The organism is Niallia sp. FSL K6-0212, from assembly GCF_038007605.1.
GTDB classification, from domain to species: Bacteria; Bacillota; Bacilli; order Bacillales; family Cytobacillaceae; genus Niallia; species Niallia circulans.
In genome coordinates, this window is record NZ_JBBOXL010000001.1 from 1,778,826 (window position 1) to 1,795,779 (window position 16,954).

Annotated in this window: 11 protein-coding genes, 4 rRNA genes and 1 riboswitch; of the genes, 14 read left to right on the forward strand and 1 reads right to left on the reverse strand. The window is 41.2% G+C overall.

The window, feature by feature from the left end; genetic code table 11:
* The first annotated feature begins 53 nt into the window (after positions 1 to 53).
* A 5S ribosomal RNA gene (gene rrf, locus MHH96_RS08375) occupies positions 54 to 170 on the forward strand.
* Positions 171 to 251: 81 nt separating this feature from the next.
* Here rrf (MHH96_RS08375) and MHH96_RS08380 read toward each other — a convergent pair.
* On the reverse strand, positions 252 to 1,283 hold the full coding sequence (locus MHH96_RS08380; RefSeq protein ID WP_144547505.1) for a serine hydrolase domain-containing protein: 1,032 nt from the start codon (positions 1,281 to 1,283) through the stop codon (positions 252 to 254).
* Positions 1,284 to 2,110: 827 nt separating this feature from the next.
* Here MHH96_RS08380 and MHH96_RS08385 point away from each other — a divergent pair.
* The 13 genes from MHH96_RS08385 (at position 2,111) to purF (ending at position 16,926) form a co-directional block, all read left to right on the forward strand.
* Positions 2,111 to 3,658, forward strand: a 16S ribosomal RNA gene (locus MHH96_RS08385).
* Positions 3,659 to 4,133: 475 nt separating this feature from the next.
* Positions 4,134 to 7,067, forward strand: a 23S ribosomal RNA gene (locus tag MHH96_RS08390).
* A 113-nt stretch (positions 7,068 to 7,180) separates the two neighbouring features.
* Positions 7,181 to 7,297: ribosomal RNA gene (rrf, locus tag MHH96_RS08395) — 5S ribosomal RNA — on the forward strand.
* Together the 16S, 23S and 5S rRNA genes form the textbook arrangement of a ribosomal RNA operon.
* Before the next feature lie 249 nt (positions 7,298 to 7,546).
* Positions 7,547 to 8,092: a DUF2179 domain-containing protein gene (locus tag MHH96_RS08400; RefSeq protein WP_047944723.1), complete on the forward strand. Its 546-nt coding sequence runs from the start codon at positions 7,547 to 7,549 to the stop codon at positions 8,090 to 8,092.
* Complete coding sequence (locus tag MHH96_RS08405) at positions 8,085 to 8,282, forward strand: NETI motif-containing protein (protein ID WP_047944722.1); 198 nt, start codon at positions 8,085 to 8,087, stop codon at positions 8,280 to 8,282. Before MHH96_RS08400 ends, MHH96_RS08405 begins: the two co-directional genes overlap by 8 nt.
* A 110-nt stretch (positions 8,283 to 8,392) precedes the next feature.
* A riboswitch (purine riboswitch) is annotated at positions 8,393 to 8,494 on the forward strand.
* 123 nt (positions 8,495 to 8,617) lie between these two features.
* Positions 8,618 to 9,106, forward strand: coding sequence for a 5-(carboxyamino)imidazole ribonucleotide mutase (purE, locus tag MHH96_RS08410; RefSeq protein ID WP_047944720.1), 489 nt, complete (start codon positions 8,618 to 8,620; stop codon positions 9,104 to 9,106).
* The gene (gene purK, locus MHH96_RS08415; RefSeq protein ID WP_172885216.1) at positions 9,093 to 10,247 is read left to right on the forward strand and encodes a 5-(carboxyamino)imidazole ribonucleotide synthase; all 1,155 of its coding nucleotides are present in this window, start codon (positions 9,093 to 9,095) and stop codon (positions 10,245 to 10,247) included. Before purE ends, purK begins: the two co-directional genes overlap by 14 nt.
* 3 nt (positions 10,248 to 10,250) lie before the next feature.
* Entirely contained in the window at positions 10,251 to 11,543 is a 1,293-nt protein-coding gene (purB, locus tag MHH96_RS08420) for an adenylosuccinate lyase (RefSeq protein ID WP_047944719.1), read from the forward strand.
* Positions 11,544 to 11,679: 136 nt separating this feature from the next.
* Entirely contained in the window at positions 11,680 to 12,399 is a 720-nt protein-coding gene (gene purC, locus MHH96_RS08425; RefSeq protein ID WP_047944718.1) for a phosphoribosylaminoimidazolesuccinocarboxamide synthase, read from the forward strand.
* On the forward strand, positions 12,392 to 12,646 hold the full coding sequence (gene purS / locus MHH96_RS08430) for a phosphoribosylformylglycinamidine synthase subunit PurS (RefSeq protein WP_047944717.1): 255 nt from the start codon (positions 12,392 to 12,394) through the stop codon (positions 12,644 to 12,646). Before purC ends, purS begins: the two co-directional genes overlap by 8 nt.
* Positions 12,643 to 13,329 carry a phosphoribosylformylglycinamidine synthase subunit PurQ gene (purQ, locus tag MHH96_RS08435; RefSeq protein WP_047944716.1) on the forward strand — a complete coding sequence of 229 codons (687 nt, stop codon included), beginning with the start codon at positions 12,643 to 12,645 and terminating at the stop codon, positions 13,327 to 13,329. The genes purS and purQ overlap by 4 nt, the downstream gene beginning before the upstream one ends.
* Complete coding sequence (gene purL / locus MHH96_RS08440; RefSeq protein ID WP_047944714.1) at positions 13,313 to 15,529, forward strand: phosphoribosylformylglycinamidine synthase subunit PurL; 2,217 nt, start codon at positions 13,313 to 13,315, stop codon at positions 15,527 to 15,529. Before purQ ends, purL begins: the two co-directional genes overlap by 17 nt.
* The gene (gene purF / locus MHH96_RS08445; protein WP_047944712.1) at positions 15,514 to 16,926 is read left to right on the forward strand and encodes an amidophosphoribosyltransferase; all 1,413 of its coding nucleotides are present in this window, start codon (positions 15,514 to 15,516) and stop codon (positions 16,924 to 16,926) included. Before purL ends, purF begins: the two co-directional genes overlap by 16 nt.
* The last annotated feature ends 28 nt before the right edge of the window (positions 16,927 to 16,954 follow it).

The following is a 16,954-nucleotide window of genomic DNA, read 5'->3' on the forward strand; positions in this document are numbered from 1 at the left end:
TTTCTTTTTACTTCATAATCTAGTTTTGAGGGAACAACCTCACAAATAAATAGTCTGGTGGCGATAGCGAGAAGGTCACACCCGTTCCCATACCGAACACGGAAGTTAAGCTTCCCAGCGCCGATGGTAGTTGGGGGTTCTCCCCCTGTGAGAGTAGGACGTCGCCAGGCACTAAAAGACCTAAAACAATATGCTTTTAGGTCTTTTTTTGTGGGGAAAAGTGCTGGCTTAATTTATTGTAAGGGACAGACTTATTCCATTTTTAATATTAACTGATCTTCAATGAGTTTCGAAACTTCAAACGCACCTTCAGATTTATTTGAACAGATAACAGTATGAATTTGTGATTTGGGGTAAAAGGCAGAATGAAAATTAACTCCAGGATCGTAACCCATAATATGATATTTAAAAATAGCATTTTCCTTTTTCTCTATCCATAACCCATAACCATAAAATCCGGTTGATTTCTTTGTTTGAATAAATGGAGTAAGTAACTTGGAAGTATATTCATCACTTAATAATTGATTAGTTAGAAGTGCATTCCATAAACTTGACATATCAAGTGCAGTTACAAATGCGCCTCCATCTGCACCACCTTTTGCAGGCAATGAGTAAATATTTGTTCTCCATTTATTGTTCGGCAAATCGATATAACCTAAAGCAGTGTTTTTTGGAAGAGCATCTAATTCATAATAACCAGAGTTTTGCATTCCGACCTTTTTAAAAATATTTTCTTCGATAAAATCAGTAAATGACATTTTACTTACTTCCTCGATGACCAATCCAAGCAAAATATATCCTGCATTATTATAATGAAATTTTTCACCGGCACTTGATTTCATTGGTTTATTCTGAAAAAGAGGCAAAAAATCGGTTAACTTTCTTATGTGATACATGGGAAGGTCTATCCACAACTCCTCGAAATCATCCATTATTTCCTCGTCGAAATAGTCTGGTATTCCTGCTGTGTGTGTTAAAAGGTGATGAATAGTAATATCTTTATTAAAATTTGGAAAGATAATAGGAAGACAGTCTTCTAATTTTGATTCAAAAGATAGTTTACCTTTCTCGACAAGTTGGCAAATAGCGATTGACGTAAATAATTTACATCCTGATGCAATGCCAAAGCGTGTATCTATAGTGTTTTTTATGTTGTCGCTACGATTAGCATAACCATAACTTGCAGAAAATAAATTATTTTCTGCTTTTTTGATAAGAATGGTTCCTGAAAACTTATTTCTATTTACAGTAATTTTTATTTGGTTTTCTAAACTAGTTTCCATTGTATCTCTCGCTTTCTAGTTAGTATATCTTTACTCTAACTTAACTCCATCCATATTGTACCATATAATTTATTTTCAAAAGAGCCATTGAAGTATCTTTCGGGTTTTGGAAATTAAATACGGATTTTTGTATGGAACAAAATAACGCGTTTTTCTCATGTAAAAGTTAATATAGTGGGGAAAATAAAAATGAACCAAAAGAATATCCTTGGGTTAATTCCTTTTCGCAAGTATAAGGACGATGATAAAAACTTCAATAGAAAGAAACGAGAAAAAACTATTATGGTTTTTTAGGAGAGGACAATAGAGGTTGGCGATGAGTATTCAAAGTGCCCTATAGATTGTTGTAAGATAAGACTATAATAATCAAAGAAGGGAAATATTACTTATGTAAATTAATAAGGTAATCGTGATTTCCTGCTGTACTCAATATTTTGTTAATCTCAAAATAGAGATTTTATTAACAATTTAAGAGATCAGTATTCTTTTATTAATTAGGATTAAGAAAAAAGAGTGCTTAAGGTAAGCATATATATATGCTAAACTGAAAAAAACAGTTGACGATTAAATGAATAATTGGTATTATATAAAAGTTGCCTCGAACGGTAACGATAATTGATAATTTAATAGTTAAAAGTTTTTAAGAAAGTTATTGACTAGCAACTATTAAATATGATATGATATAAAAGTTGCTTCTGATAGAAGCAAACAAATTGCTCTTTGAAAACTGAACAAACAAACGTCAACAATAATCGTTTTATAACTAGTGTTATAGAATGACAACAAGTAACAAAAAGCTAGAGTTTAGCAATGAGCTAATCAACTCTTTATTGGAGAGTTTGATCCTGGCTCAGGACGAACGCTGGCGGCGTGCCTAATACATGCAAGTCGAGCGGACTTTAAAAGCTTGCTTTTAAAGTTAGCGGCGGACGGGTGAGTAACACGTGGGCAACCTGCCTGTAAGACTGGGATAACTTCGGGAAACCGGAGCTAATACCGGATAATCCTTTTCCTCTCATGAGGAAAAGCTGAAAGACGGTTTACGCTGTCACTTACAGATGGGCCCGCGGCGCATTAGCTAGTTGGTGAGGTAACGGCTCACCAAGGCGACGATGCGTAGCCGACCTGAGAGGGTGATCGGCCACACTGGGACTGAGACACGGCCCAGACTCCTACGGGAGGCAGCAGTAGGGAATCTTCCGCAATGGACGAAAGTCTGACGGAGCAACGCCGCGTGAGTGATGAAGGTTTTCGGATCGTAAAACTCTGTTGTTAGGGAAGAACAAGTACAAGAGTAACTGCTTGTACCTTGACGGTACCTAACCAGAAAGCCACGGCTAACTACGTGCCAGCAGCCGCGGTAATACGTAGGTGGCAAGCGTTGTCCGGAATTATTGGGCGTAAAGCGCGCGCAGGCGGTCCTTTAAGTCTGATGTGAAAGCCCACGGCTCAACCGTGGAGGGTCATTGGAAACTGGGGGACTTGAGTGCAGAAGAGAAGAGTGGAATTCCACGTGTAGCGGTGAAATGCGTAGAGATGTGGAGGAACACCAGTGGCGAAGGCGACTCTTTGGTCTGTAACTGACGCTGAGGCGCGAAAGCGTGGGGAGCAAACAGGATTAGATACCCTGGTAGTCCACGCCGTAAACGATGAGTGCTAAGTGTTAGAGGGTTTCCGCCCTTTAGTGCTGCAGCAAACGCATTAAGCACTCCGCCTGGGGAGTACGGCCGCAAGGCTGAAACTCAAAGGAATTGACGGGGGCCCGCACAAGCGGTGGAGCATGTGGTTTAATTCGAAGCAACGCGAAGAACCTTACCAGGTCTTGACATCCTCTGACACTCCTAGAGATAGGACGTTCCCCTTCGGGGGACAGAGTGACAGGTGGTGCATGGTTGTCGTCAGCTCGTGTCGTGAGATGTTGGGTTAAGTCCCGCAACGAGCGCAACCCTTGATCTTAGTTGCCAGCATTCAGTTGGGCACTCTAAGGTGACTGCCGGTGACAAACCGGAGGAAGGTGGGGATGACGTCAAATCATCATGCCCCTTATGACCTGGGCTACACACGTGCTACAATGGATGGTACAAAGGGCAGCAAAACCGCGAGGTCGAGCAAATCCCATAAAACCATTCTCAGTTCGGATTGTAGGCTGCAACTCGCCTACATGAAGCTGGAATCGCTAGTAATCGCGGATCAGCATGCCGCGGTGAATACGTTCCCGGGCCTTGTACACACCGCCCGTCACACCACGAGAGTTTGTAACACCCGAAGTCGGTGGGGTAACCTTTTGGAGCCAGCCGCCTAAGGTGGGATAGATGATTGGGGTGAAGTCGTAACAAGGTAGCCGTATCGGAAGGTGCGGCTGGATCACCTCCTTTCTAAGGAAAATGGAATTTACATTCCATCAAAGATTGTTGACGATTGGTTGTTCAGTTTTGAGGGAGCAATTCCTCAAAAACAGTAATAAGTTTGAGGGTAAAGAGAAACGAGTAGATCAAGGAAGCGAATGCGCGAGCACCGGAGCGTACAACAGTACGTGAGGAGCAGAGCGAAGAAGCTGACGAAGAGATGCGAAGTTTATCTTTAGCCGAAATTGTTCCTTGAAAACTAGATTATGAAAAGTAAGAACCAAGAAAGAAACCGAGTAATCGCCATCTTAGATTCTCTATTTTAGAGAATTACTTCTTTGGAAAGTAGTCGTATTAAACGAATACTCCTTCAAAGATTGGAGAGCAAAGAGAAGCAAGTAGGTCAAGGAAGCGACCGAACGAGCACCGGAGCGTACGACAGTACGTGAGGAGCAGAGTGAAGAAGCTGACGAAGAGATACGCCGCTTATCTTTGGTCGAAACTAAGTTAAGTTAGAAAGGGCGCACGGTGGATGCCTTGGCACTAGGAGCCGATGAAGGACGGGATTAACACCGATATGCTTTGGGGAGCTGTAAGTAAGCTTTGATCCAGAGATTTCCGAATGGGGAAACCCTCTATCCGTAATGGGATAGAATCTTTACCTGAATACATAGGGTACTGAAGGCAGACCCGGGGAACTGAAACATCTAAGTACCCGGAGGAAGAGAAAGCAAACGCGATTCCCTGAGTAGCGGCGAGCGAAACGGGATTAGCCCAAACCAAGAGGCTTGCCTCTTGGGGTTGTAGGACACTCTATATGGAGTTACAAAGGAACGGGGTAGACGAATCGATCTGGAAAGGTCAGTCGTAGAAGGTAAAAACCCTGTAGTCGAAACTTCGTTCCCTCTTGAGTGTATCCTGAGTACGGCGGGACACGAGAAATCCCGTCGGAAGCAGGGAGGACCATCTCCCAAGGCTAAATACTCCCTAGTGACCGATAGTGAACCAGTACCGTGAGGGAAAGGTGAAAAGCACCCCGGAAGGGGAGTGAAATAGATCCTGAAACCGTGTGCCTACAAGTAGTTAGAGCCCATTTATGGGTGATAGCGTGCCTTTTGTAGAATGAACCGGCGAGTTACGATTACATGCGAGGTTAAGTTGAAGAGACGGAGCCGCAGCGAAAGCGAGTCTGAATAGGGCGAAATAGTATGTGGTTGTAGACCCGAAACCAGGTGATCTACCCATGTCCAGGGTGAAGTCCAGGTAACACTGGATGGAGGCCCGAACCCACGCACGTTGAAAAGTGCGGGGATGAGGTGTGGGTAGCGGAGAAATTCCAATCGAACTTGGAGATAGCTGGTTCTCTCCGAAATAGCTTTAGGGCTAGCCTCAAGATTTAGAGTATTGGAGGTAGAGCACTGTTTGGACTAGGGGCCCCCATCGGGTTACCGAATTCAGACAAACTCCGAATGCCAAATACTTATTCTTGGGAGTCAGACTACGAGTGATAAGATCCGTGGTCAAGAGGGAAACAGCCCAGACCACCAGCTAAGGTCCCAAAGTATACGTTAAGTGGAAAAGGATGTGGAGTTGCTTAGACAACCAGGATGTTGGCTTAGAAGCAGCCACCATTTAAAGAGTGCGTAATAGCTCACTGGTCGAGTGACTCTGCGCCGAAAATGTACCGGGGCTAAACGTATCACCGAAGCTGTGGATTGACATCTATGATGTCAGTGGTAGGAGAGCGTTCTAAGGGCGTTGAAGCTAGACCGTAAGGACTGGTGGAGCGCTTAGAAGTGAGAATGCCGGTATGAGTAGCGAAAGATGAGTGAGAATCTCATCCACCGAATGCCTAAGGTTTCCTGAGGAAGGCTCGTCCGCTCAGGGTTAGTCGGGACCTAAGCCGAGGCTGAAAAGCGTAGGCGATGGACAACAGGTTGATATTCCTGTACCACCTTTAAATCGTTTGAGCAATGGGGGGACGCAGGAGGATAGGGTAAGCGTGCTGTTGGATTAGCACGTCCAAGCAGTTAGGCTGGTAATGAGGCAAATCCCATTACCACATAAGCGGAGCTGTGACGGCGAGGGAAATATAGTACCGAAGTTCCTGATTCCACACTGCCAAGAAAAGCCTCTAGCGAGATTTAGGGTGCCCGTACCGCAAACCGACACAGGTAGGCGAGGAGAGAATCCTAAGGTGAGCGAGAGAACTCTCGTTAAGGAACTCGGCAAAATGACCCCGTAACTTCGGGAGAAGGGGTGCTCTTGCGGGTGCAAGCCTGCGAGAGCCGCAGTGAATAGGCCCAGGCGACTGTTTAGCAAAAACACAGGTCTCTGCGAAGCCGCAAGGCGAAGTATAGGGGCTGACACCTGCCCGGTGCTGGAAGGTTAAGAGGAGGGGTTAGTCGTAAGACGAAGCTCTGAATTGAAGCCCCAGTAAACGGCGGCCGTAACTATAACGGTCCTAAGGTAGCGAAATTCCTTGTCGGGTAAGTTCCGACCCGCACGAAAGGTGTAACGATCTGGGCACTGTCTCAACGAGAGACTCGGTGAAATTATAGTACCTGTGAAGATGCAGGTTACCCGCGACAGGACGGAAAGACCCCGTGGAGCTTTACTGCAGCCTGATATTGAATTTTGGTACAGCTTGTACAGGATAGGTAGGAGCCTTGGAAGCCGGAGCGCCAGCTTCGGTGGAGGCATTGGTGGGATACTACCCTGGCTGTATTGACATTCTAACCCGCACCCCTGATCGGGGTGGGAGACAGTGTCAGGTGGGCAGTTTGACTGGGGCGGTCGCCTCCTAAAAAGTAACGGAGGCGCCCAAAGGTTCCCTCAGAATGGTTGGAAATCATTCGTAGAGTGTAAAGGCACAAGGGAGCTTGACTGCGAGACCTACAAGTCGAGCAGGGACGAAAGTCGGGCTTAGTGATCCGGTGGTTCCGCATGGAAGGGCCATCGCTCAACGGATAAAAGCTACCCCGGGGATAACAGGCTTATCTCCCCCAAGAGTCCACATCGACGGGGAGGTTTGGCACCTCGATGTCGGCTCATCGCATCCTGGGGCTGTAGTCGGTCCCAAGGGTTGGGCTGTTCGCCCATTAAAGCGGTACGCGAGCTGGGTTCAGAACGTCGTGAGACAGTTCGGTCCCTATCCGTCGTGGGCGTAGGAAATTTGAGAGGAGCTGTCCTTAGTACGAGAGGACCGGGATGGACGCACCGCTGGTGTACCAGTTGTCTTGCCAAAGGCATCGCTGGGTAGCTATGTGCGGAAGGGATAAGTGCTGAAAGCATCTAAGCATGAAGCCCCCCTCAAGATGAGATTTCCCATAGCGCAAGCTAGTAAGATCCCTGAAAGATGATCAGGTTGATAGGTCAGAGGTGGAAGCGTGGCGACATGTGGAGCTGACTGATACTAATAGATCGAGGACTTAACTAAAATGAAAAGCGGAAACGCCTGTTTATCGGCGTTGGAGCTGGACAATACTGATTACTCATTCTTTCTTTTACTTCATAATCTAGTTTTGAGGGAATAACCTCACAAATAAATAGTCTGGTGGCGATAGCGAGAAGGTCACACCCGTTCCCATACCGAACACGGAAGTTAAGCTTCTCAGCGCCGATGGTAGTTGGGGGTTCTCCCCCTGTGAGAGTAGGACGTCGCCAGGCACTAAAAGACCTAAAAGCAATATGCTTTTAGGTCTTTTTTTCTATACTAAATATTATTTGAATTATAAATCTGATTTTAGGGATTAATTTAGATAGGAAATAAAAAAATCCTACTTTCTACTATAATATATTAATTTTTCTGATTTATCTGTCTTCTAGATGTGGATGTAAGATTGTTTACTTCTCTCTAATTAGGTAATTATAAGTATAATATAGGAATTATTAATACATCTGGGAGTGAGAAAGTACATGCTTGAAAATAGTGTTACAATGATATTGATTATTCTTGTAATTAATATTGTTTATGTTTCTTTTTTTACGATACGAATGATTTTAACTTTAAAGGGACAAAGATACTTAGCTGCCTTCATCAGTATGATTGAGGTAGTCATTTATGTTATTGGATTAGGGCTGGTTTTAGATAATTTAGATCAAATTCAAAACTTGCTTGCCTACGCTATTGGTTATGGAATAGGAGTCATTGTAGGGATGAAGATCGAGGAAAAACTGGCTTTAGGATATATAACAGTAAATGTTATTACAAAGGAATATGATCGAGATTTGCCGAAGTCCTTAAGAACACAGGGATATGGAGTAACAACGTGGACTGCACAAGGATTAGAAGGCGACCGTATGGCTTTGCAGATATTGACTCCTCGAAAATATGAATTAAAATTATATCAAACAATTAAAGAATTAGACCCAAAGGCATTTATAATTGCATATGAGCCTAAAACAATTTATGGCGGGTTCTGGGTGAAAAGTGTTAAGAAAGGAAAGTTATTTAATGAGTAAGAAAAAAAGATTTGAAGTGCAAACAAATGAGTCGATTGATGACTGTTTAGACAGAATGAAACAGGAAGGCTATATGCCAATAAAGCGGATGGAAAAGCCTGTTTTTAAAGAAGTAAAGGTAAATGGTCAAATGTCTTATGAGCCTGTGTCACAGCAAATAATCTTTGAAGCTATCCAGTTAGAAGGTTAAATCACGAACAATAAAAATAAAACTATATTAATTGTTCGACATTTAGTGTTGACAATATATAAATATGCTTGTTAAGATGGTATAGTGTTAACTAACAGATAAACGAATTAAATGTTTAATTAAATAGCCCTCATATAATAATGGGAATATGGCCCATAAGTTTCTACCCGGTAACCGTAAAATACTGGACTATGAGGGAAAGTGAATGAAAAAGAGCTGAAAAAAGTAGAAACCTACTTTATTCAGGTTTATTTAAGCTCTGGACAGAACTTTCTCTCTTTTAGTGAAGAAGTTTTCTGTCTAGGGCTTTTTAAATAGGAATCAGGGGGGAGAGCATGACCGCATCAGTTGGTATTATCATGGGGAGTAAATCAGATTGGGAAACAATGAAGCATGCTTGCAGCATATTAGATCAACTGGAAGTAGATTACGAGAAAAAGGTAGTCTCTGCTCATCGTACTCCTGACTTAATGTTTCAATATGCCGAAAGCGCGAGAGATAGAGGAATTAAAGTAATTATTGCTGGTGCAGGAGGAGCAGCACATCTTCCAGGGATGGTTGCAGCTAAGACAACTTTGCCTGTTATAGGAGTTCCTGTTCAATCAAGAGCTTTAAATGGGCTGGATTCATTATTGTCAATTGTACAAATGCCTGGAGGAGTTCCTGTAGCTACTGTAGCAATTGGAAAAGCTGGGGCAACTAATGCAGGACTTCTTGCAGCCCAAATCCTTGGTGCTTCAGATTTAGAATTAGCAGAAAGACTTTTTTCCATGAGAGAAAGAACAAAAATAGAAGTGATGGAAAGTAGTGATGAGCTTGTCTAATCGAGTAATCTTACCAGGGCAGACGATTGGCATTATAGGTGGCGGTCAGTTAGGGCGGATGATGGCAATTGCGGCAAAAGCACAAGGGTTTAGAATTGCTGTATTAGATCCGACTGAAGACTCTCCTTGTGGGCAGATAGCTGATTATAAAATAGTAGATGCTTATGATAGTCTATCTGCTATTAAGAAGCTGGCAGAGATTAGTGATGTCATTACGTATGAATTTGAAAATATAGATGCGGTTTGTCTCAAATGGCTAACCAATAATGCGTATGTTCCTCAGGGTTCAGCTTTATTAGAAATAACGCAAGACCGGGTAAAGGAAAAAAAGGCAATCGAACAGGCTGATATTAATATAGCTCCATATGTTGTGGTAGAGAAAGCAAGGGATATTTATAATGGATTAGCAGAATTAGGCTATCCAGCTGTTTTAAAAACGGCTCGTGGAGGTTATGATGGAAAAGGCCAATATGTTATTAAAGAAAGCAGTCAAATAGCAGAAGCGGAAAAACTTTTGAACAATGGAGTCTGTGTATTAGAAAAATGGATTTCTTTTAATAAGGAAATATCAGTTATTATCACTAGAAGTGGAAAGGGAGAAGCTACTGTTTTTCCAGTTAGTGAAAATATTCATCTTAATAATATTTTGCATGAATCAATTGTTCCAGCTCGCATTAGTGACTTAGCAAAGGACTTAGCGATAGAAAAGGCAAGTAAGCTTGCTGAAAATCTAGATTTAGTAGGAACATTAGCAGTAGAAATGTTTCTGACAGAGGATGAAGAGATTTATATTAATGAGTTGGCTCCTAGACCACATAACTCTGGGCATTATACAATTGAGGCATGCGAGACTTCACAGTTTGAGCAGCATATCCGTGCGGTGTGCAATTGGCCGTTAGCAAGCACTAGATTATTAAGACCTGCTGTTATGGTTAATATTCTCGGTCAGCACCAAGGAAAGGTAATCGGACAAATTCCTGAGTTACAGGATTGGAAGATTCATCTTTATGGAAAACAGGATCCTAAAGAAAATAGAAAGATGGGGCATGCTACTTTGCTTCGTTCTTCTGTTGAAATGGCTTTGGATGAAATCGAGAATACGCACATATGGAAGGTACAGAAAGAAAAAATCGGAGGATAAACAATGATTGATCGTTACACAAGACCCGAAATGGGAAACATTTGGACAGAGGAAAATCGCTTTAAAGCATGGTTAGAGGTAGAAATTTTAGCATGTGAGGCTTGGGTAAAGCTTGGTGAGATTCCAGAAGAGGATGTAAAAAAAATCCGTGAAAATGCTTCTTTTGATATCGAGCGTATTAAAGAAATAGAAATGGATACAAGACATGATGTTGTAGCATTTACTAGAGCGGTATCGGAAACGCTTGGAGAAGAACGAAAATGGGTGCATTATGGTTTAACTTCTACAGATGTTGTAGATACAGCACTTTCCTACTTAATTAAACAAGCAAATGAAATTTTGTTAAAAGACATAGAGAACTTTATTGAAATTCTGAAGAATAAAGCACAAGAGCATAAATACACCGTTATGATGGGGCGTACACATGGGGTGCATGCAGAACCAACTACTTTTGGTTTAAAGCTTGCTTTATGGCATGAGGAAATGAAACGTAACCTTGAGAGATTTAAGGCAGCTGCTGAAGGAATTGAATATGGCAAAATTTCTGGTGCAGTTGGAACTTATGCAAATATTGATCCTTTTGTAGAACAATATGTATGTAAAGAATTGGGGATTAAGCCAGCTCCGATTTCTACGCAAACATTACAGCGTGATCGTCATGCGGATTATATGTCAACACTAGCATTAATCGCTACATCTATTGAAAAATTTGCAGTGGAAATTCGTGGACTGCAAAAAAGTGAAACTAGAGAAGTGGAAGAGTTTTTCGCCAAAGGACAAAAAGGTTCCTCGGCTATGCCGCATAAGCGTAACCCAATTGGTTCAGAAAACATGGCAGGTCTTGCTCGTGTTATACGTGGCTATATGCTGACTGCCTATGAAAATGTTCCTCTATGGCATGAAAGAGATATTTCTCATTCATCTGCAGAGCGAATCATTATTCCTGATGCAACAATTGCCTTAAATTATATGTTAAATCGTTTTGGCAATATCGTGAAAAATTTAACTGTATTCCCAGAGAATATGAAACGTAATATGGATCGTACGCTTGGCTTAATTTACTCACAACGAGTATTACTTGCTCTAATTGATAAGGGGCTTACAAGAGAAGAGGCGTATGATACTGTACAGCCTAGAGCAATGGAATCATGGGAAAAGCAAGTACCGTTCCGTGAGCTGGTGGATAATGATGCAGTCATTTCTTCTAAGTTAACAAAAGAAGAGATTGATGATTGTTTTGATTATCACTTCCATATTAAACATGTTGATACGATTTTTGATCGTCTTGGCCTATAAAAAAATAAGAGCTGTCACATAAAATGACAGCTCTACTATAAATTATGAAAACAGAATATACCGAATTTTGAGTAAGGAATTACAAGTTAGAATTTTTCGTTTTATCCCTAATTTTTTTGATAAGGAGACTCTTCAAATGGAAAAGAGAGCTTTATTGTATGAAGGAAAAGCAAAAAGAGTGTATGAAACTTCGGATGAGAATATAGTTTGGCTGGAATATAAGGATTCCGCTACTGCCTTTAATGGAGAGAAGAAAGCAACTATTACAGGCAAAGGTCGATTAAATAATGAGATTACTAGTTTATTATTCTTAAAGTTAAAAGACTTTGGTATTCCATCGCATTTCGTGAAAAAATTGTCAGAAACAGAACAGCTTGTGAAAAAAGTAGACATTATTCCGTTAGAAGTAGTTGTTCGAAATTTAGCAGCAGGCAGTTTTTCAAAAAGATTAGGAATAAAAGAGGGGATTTCGTTATCAAAACCGCTAGTTGAGTTTTACTACAAAGATGATGCATTAGGTGACCCCATGATTACGGAGGACCATATCGAAGAATTAAAGCTTGCCTCAACAGAGGAAGTTGCCATTTTAAAGAAGAAGGCATTGGAAGTAAATGAAGTATTATGCAGGTTGTTTGGAGAATTGGGAATTAACCTAGTTGATTTTAAATTAGAATTTGGCAAAGACAAAGAGGGAAATGTTCTTCTTGCTGATGAAATTTCGCCAGATACATGCCGCCTTTGGGATAAAGAAACAAATGCGAAATTAGATAAAGATGTATTTCGCCGCGATTTAGGAAATTTAACAGATGCATATGAAAATATTTTAGCGAGACTAGGGGGAAGTCAATATGTTTAAGGTTAAAGTATATATCACATTAAGAGAAAGTGTATTAGATCCACAAGGAAATGCGGTAAAAGGATCCCTACATTCATTAAATTATAAACAAGTAGAAGATGTCCGTATCGGGAAGTACTTAGAATTAACGATTGATAAATCAGAACGAAATATCGATGAACTAGTGAAGGAAATGTGCGAAAAGTTACTTGCTAATACTGTGATTGAAGATTACCGCTATGAGGTGGAGGAGGTTGTTGCACAGTGAAGTTTGCAGTAATCGTATTTCCAGGGTCCAATTGTGATGTTGATATGTTCCATGCGGTGAAAGATGAGCTTGGGGAAGAAGTAGAATACGTATGGCATGATACAGACAGCTTAGAAGGCTTTGATGGAATTTTGCTGCCTGGGGGATTCTCATATGGTGACTATCTTCGTACAGGAGCAATTGCAAGATTCAGTAATGTAATGAAAGAAGTAGTGAAAGCAGCAGAAGCAGGCAAACCAGTTCTCGGTGTATGTAATGGATTCCAAATATTATTAGAAGCAGGTTTACTGCCTGGCGCAATGCGAAGAAATGAAAGCTTAAAGTTTATCTGTAAGCCAGTTGAACTGCAAGTAGTGAATAATCGTACAATGTTTTCTTCTGAATATGATGTAAATGAAGTAATCACAGTACCAATTGCGCATGGAGAAGGGAATTACTACTGTGATGAAAAAACATTAGCAAACTTAAAAGCAAACAACCAAATTGTCTTTACTTATAATGGTACAAATCCAAACGGAAGTTTAGAAAATATTGCGGGAATCACAAATGAAAAAGGAAATGTCCTTGGCATGATGCCACATCCAGAAAGAGCGGTAGATGAGCTATTAGGTGGAGCAGATGGTCTGAAAATATTTAAATCAATCGTTAGTCAGTGGAGGGAAGCAAATGTCGTTAATGCTTGAACCAAGTCCAGAACAAATTAAATCAGAAGAAATTTACAAACAAATGGGTGTGACGGATGAAGAGTTTGCGATGGTAGAAGGAATTCTTGGCCGTCTTCCTAACTATACGGAGATTGGGTTATTTTCTGTTATGTGGTCAGAACATTGCAGTTATAAAAATTCGAAGCCAGTATTAAGAAAATTCCCAACTACAGGATCTCAAGTGTTACAAGGGCCTGGCGAGGGTGCAGGAATTGTAGATATTGGCGATGGTCAAGCGGTTGCGTTTAAAATCGAGAGTCACAACCATCCATCTGCTATAGAACCATATCAAGGTGCTGCAACAGGCGTAGGTGGAATTATCCGTGATGTCTTCTCCATGGGAGCAAGACCAATTGCTATTCTTAACTCTTTACGCTTCGGTGAATTAGATAATGAACGGACAAAATATCTTTTTAGAGAAGTAGTTGCTGGAATTGCTGGCTATGGTAACTGTATAGGGATTCCAACAGTTGGTGGAGAAATTGCATTTGATGATTCCTATGCTGGAAATCCTCTTGTAAATGCGATGTGTGTTGGTTTAATTAATCATGAGGATATTAAAAAAGGCCAAGCGCATGGTGTCGGGAATACGGTGATGTATGTTGGAGCCAAAACAGGACGTGACGGTATTCATGGTGCGACATTTGCATCTGAGGAATTAACAGAGAACTCAGATGAAAAGCGTCCAGCAGTACAAGTTGGGGATCCATTTATGGAAAAGCTTCTTCTTGAAGCATGTCTTGAACTGATTCAATCAGATGCATTAGTTGGTATTCAGGATATGGGTGCTGCAGGACTGGCAAGCTCTAGTGCAGAAATGGCGAGTAAAGCCGGCTCTGGTATTGAAATGAATTTAGATTTAGTACCACAGCGTGAGACAGGAATGACTGCTTATGAAATGATGCTTTCTGAATCACAAGAACGTATGTTGATTGTCGTAAAAAAAGGAAGAGAACAAGAAATTAAAGATCTTTTCCATAAATATGATTTAGAAGCAGTAGCAATTGGTGTTGTAACAGATGATAAAATGCTTCGTCTTCTTCATAAAGGAGAAATAGTAGCAAATGTTCCTGCAGATGCTTTAGCAGAGGATGCTCCTGTCTATCATAAGCCATCTAGTGAACCAACATATTATCGCGAGTTCCAAGCAATGGAAAACTATATTCCTACCGTAAATAACTATGGAGAAACACTTCTTAATCTGTTAAAACAGCCTACAATTGCAAGCAAAGAGTGGGTTTATAATCAATATGACTATATGGTTCGTACGAATACAGTAGTGGCGCCAGGTTCTGATGCAGCTGTAGTACGTATTCGCGGAACGAAAAAGGCATTAGCGATGACAACGGACTGTAATGCAAGATATTTATACTTAGATCCAGAAACAGGCGGCAAGATTGCAGTAGCAGAAGCAGCACGTAATATTGTTTGTTCTGGGGCAGAACCACTTGCCATTACAGATAACTTAAATTTTGGAAATCCAGAGAAACCAGAGATTTTCTGGCAAATTGAAAAAGCGGCAGATGGAATCAGTGAAGCTTGCTTAGCTTTGAATGCACCAGTAATCGGCGGGAATGTCTCTTTATATAATGAAACAAATGGAACAGCTATCTATCCTACTCCTGTCATTGGCATGGTCGGATTAATAAAGGATACGAAAGACATTACTACACAAAGCTTTAAATCTGCTGGTGACTTAATTTATGTGCTCGGGGAAACAAAAGCAGAGTTTGGCGGAAGTGAGCTGCAAAAAATGCTTGAAGGAACTATTTCTGGCAAGGCACCTTCCTTAGATTTAGAGCTTGAAAAAACGTATCAGCAAGCAGTGCTGGAGGCAATTCGTGCAGGCGTTGTAGAATCTGCTCACGATTTAGCTGAAGGCGGGTTAGCAGTTGCTGTTGCGGAAAGCTTAATCAGCTCAAAAGGCTTAGGAGCAAAAGTAAATGTTACAGAAGATGCTGTAACAGCACTTTTTAGTGAATCACAATCACGTTTCTTGCTTTCAATTAAACCAGAAAACAAAGAGACTTTTGAAAAATTAGTTCCTGCTACACTAGTAGGAGAAGTTACAGATACAGCCGTTCTTACCATTAGCCAAGGGGAAACTATTCTAGTAAATGAGCAGGTTGATTCATTAACGAACGCCTGGAGAGGAGCAATTCCATGCTTGCTGAAATAAGAGGGTTAAATGAGGAATGTGGCATTTTTGGTGTCTGGGGACATGAGGATGCATCTCAATTGGCATATTATGGACTGCATAGCTTACAGCATCGTGGTCAAGAAGGCACTGGCATTGTAGCAACAGATGGTGAAAAATTAAAGGGAATCAAGGGAGAGGGATTAGTCTCTGAAATTTTCACGCAAGAAGCAATAAAAGAATTAAGTGGAAAAGCAGCAATAGGTCATGTGCGTTATGCAACAGCAGGAGGAGGAGGCTATGAAAATGTCCAGCCTCTTCTGTTCCACTTCCAAAGCGGAAGTATGGCACTTGCTCACAACGGAAACCTAGTAAATGCGACAGCTTTAAAAAGCCAGCTAGAAGCACAAGGAAGTATTTTTCAAACAAGCTCTGATACAGAGGTGCTTGCACATTTAATTAGAAGAGGCGGCTTTGCGGCTTTTAAGGAAAGAGTGAAAAATGCACTGACAATGATTAAAGGTGCCTATGCTTTTCTTATTTTAACGGAAACAGAATTAATGGTTGCCTTAGATCCAAATGGAATGCGTCCTCTTTCTTTAGGGAAATTAGGAGATGCTTATGTTGTTGCGTCTGAAACATGCGCCTTTGATGTCGTAGGAGCAGAGTTTGTTCGTGATATTTTGCCGGGAGAACTGTTGATCATTGATGACAATGGCTTTCGTTCAGAGATGTTTTCTGTCGCATCTAATATTGCAATGTGTACAATGGAGTATGTTTATTTTTCCAGACCTGATAGCAACATCAATGGGATCAATGTCCATACTGCGCGTAAAAATCTTGGGAAAAGATTAGCAATCGAAGCACCAATTGAAGCAGATGTAGTAACGGGAGTACCTGATTCTAGTATTTCTGCAGCAATCGGATATGCGGAAGCAACAGGAATACCGTACGAGCTTGGACTGATTAAAAATCGCTATGTTGGCAGAACATTTATTCAACCTTCGCAATCCCTTCGCGAGCAAGGTGTCAAGATGAAGCTTTCGGCTGTTCGGGGAGTGGTAGAAGGGAAAAGAGTAATAATGGTGGATGATTCTATTGTACGTGGTACAACAAGTAGACGTATTGTAACGATGCTAAGAGAAGCAGGAGCAACAGAAGTGCATGTATTAATCAGCTCTCCACCAATTAAAAATCCTTGTTTCTATGGAATTGATACATCTACTAAAGAAGAGCTAATAGCATCGAAATATTCCGTTGAAGAACTTCGTGAAATAATTGGTGCTGATTCTCTTATCTTCTTAAGCACAGAAGGAATGATTGATGCGATTGGCCGTACAGATGATGGAGAAAATAGAGGGCATTGTTTAGCTTGCTTTACTGGCAAGTACCCAACTGAAATTTATCCGAACGCTGATCATCCATATGAAAAAGTGTAACAATAACGGTAAATAAAAGAAAAGCGGC

What these genes read in the sequence shown, in the direction of transcription:
- purF (WP_047944712.1), top strand. Translation starts at nt 15,514, where the DNA reads ATGCTTGCTGAAATAAGAGGGTTAAATGAGGAATGTGGCATTTTTGGT.
- MHH96_RS08380 (WP_144547505.1), bottom strand. Translation starts at nt 1,283, where the DNA reads ATGGAAACTAGTTTAGAAAACCAAATAAAAATTACTGTAAATAGAAAT.
- purL (WP_047944714.1), top strand. Translation starts at nt 13,313, where the DNA reads ATGTCGTTAATGCTTGAACCAAGTCCAGAACAAATTAAATCAGAAGAA.
- purE (WP_047944720.1), top strand. Translation starts at nt 8,618, where the DNA reads ATGACCGCATCAGTTGGTATTATCATGGGGAGTAAATCAGATTGGGAA.
- purS (WP_047944717.1), top strand. Translation starts at nt 12,392, where the DNA reads ATGTTTAAGGTTAAAGTATATATCACATTAAGAGAAAGTGTATTAGAT.
- MHH96_RS08400 (WP_047944723.1), top strand. Translation starts at nt 7,547, where the DNA reads ATGCTTGAAAATAGTGTTACAATGATATTGATTATTCTTGTAATTAAT.
- purC (WP_047944718.1), top strand. Translation starts at nt 11,680, where the DNA reads ATGGAAAAGAGAGCTTTATTGTATGAAGGAAAAGCAAAAAGAGTGTAT.
- purK (WP_172885216.1), top strand. Translation starts at nt 9,093, where the DNA reads ATGAGCTTGTCTAATCGAGTAATCTTACCAGGGCAGACGATTGGCATT.
- purB (WP_047944719.1), top strand. Translation starts at nt 10,251, where the DNA reads ATGATTGATCGTTACACAAGACCCGAAATGGGAAACATTTGGACAGAG.
- MHH96_RS08405 (WP_047944722.1), top strand. Translation starts at nt 8,085, where the DNA reads ATGAGTAAGAAAAAAAGATTTGAAGTGCAAACAAATGAGTCGATTGAT.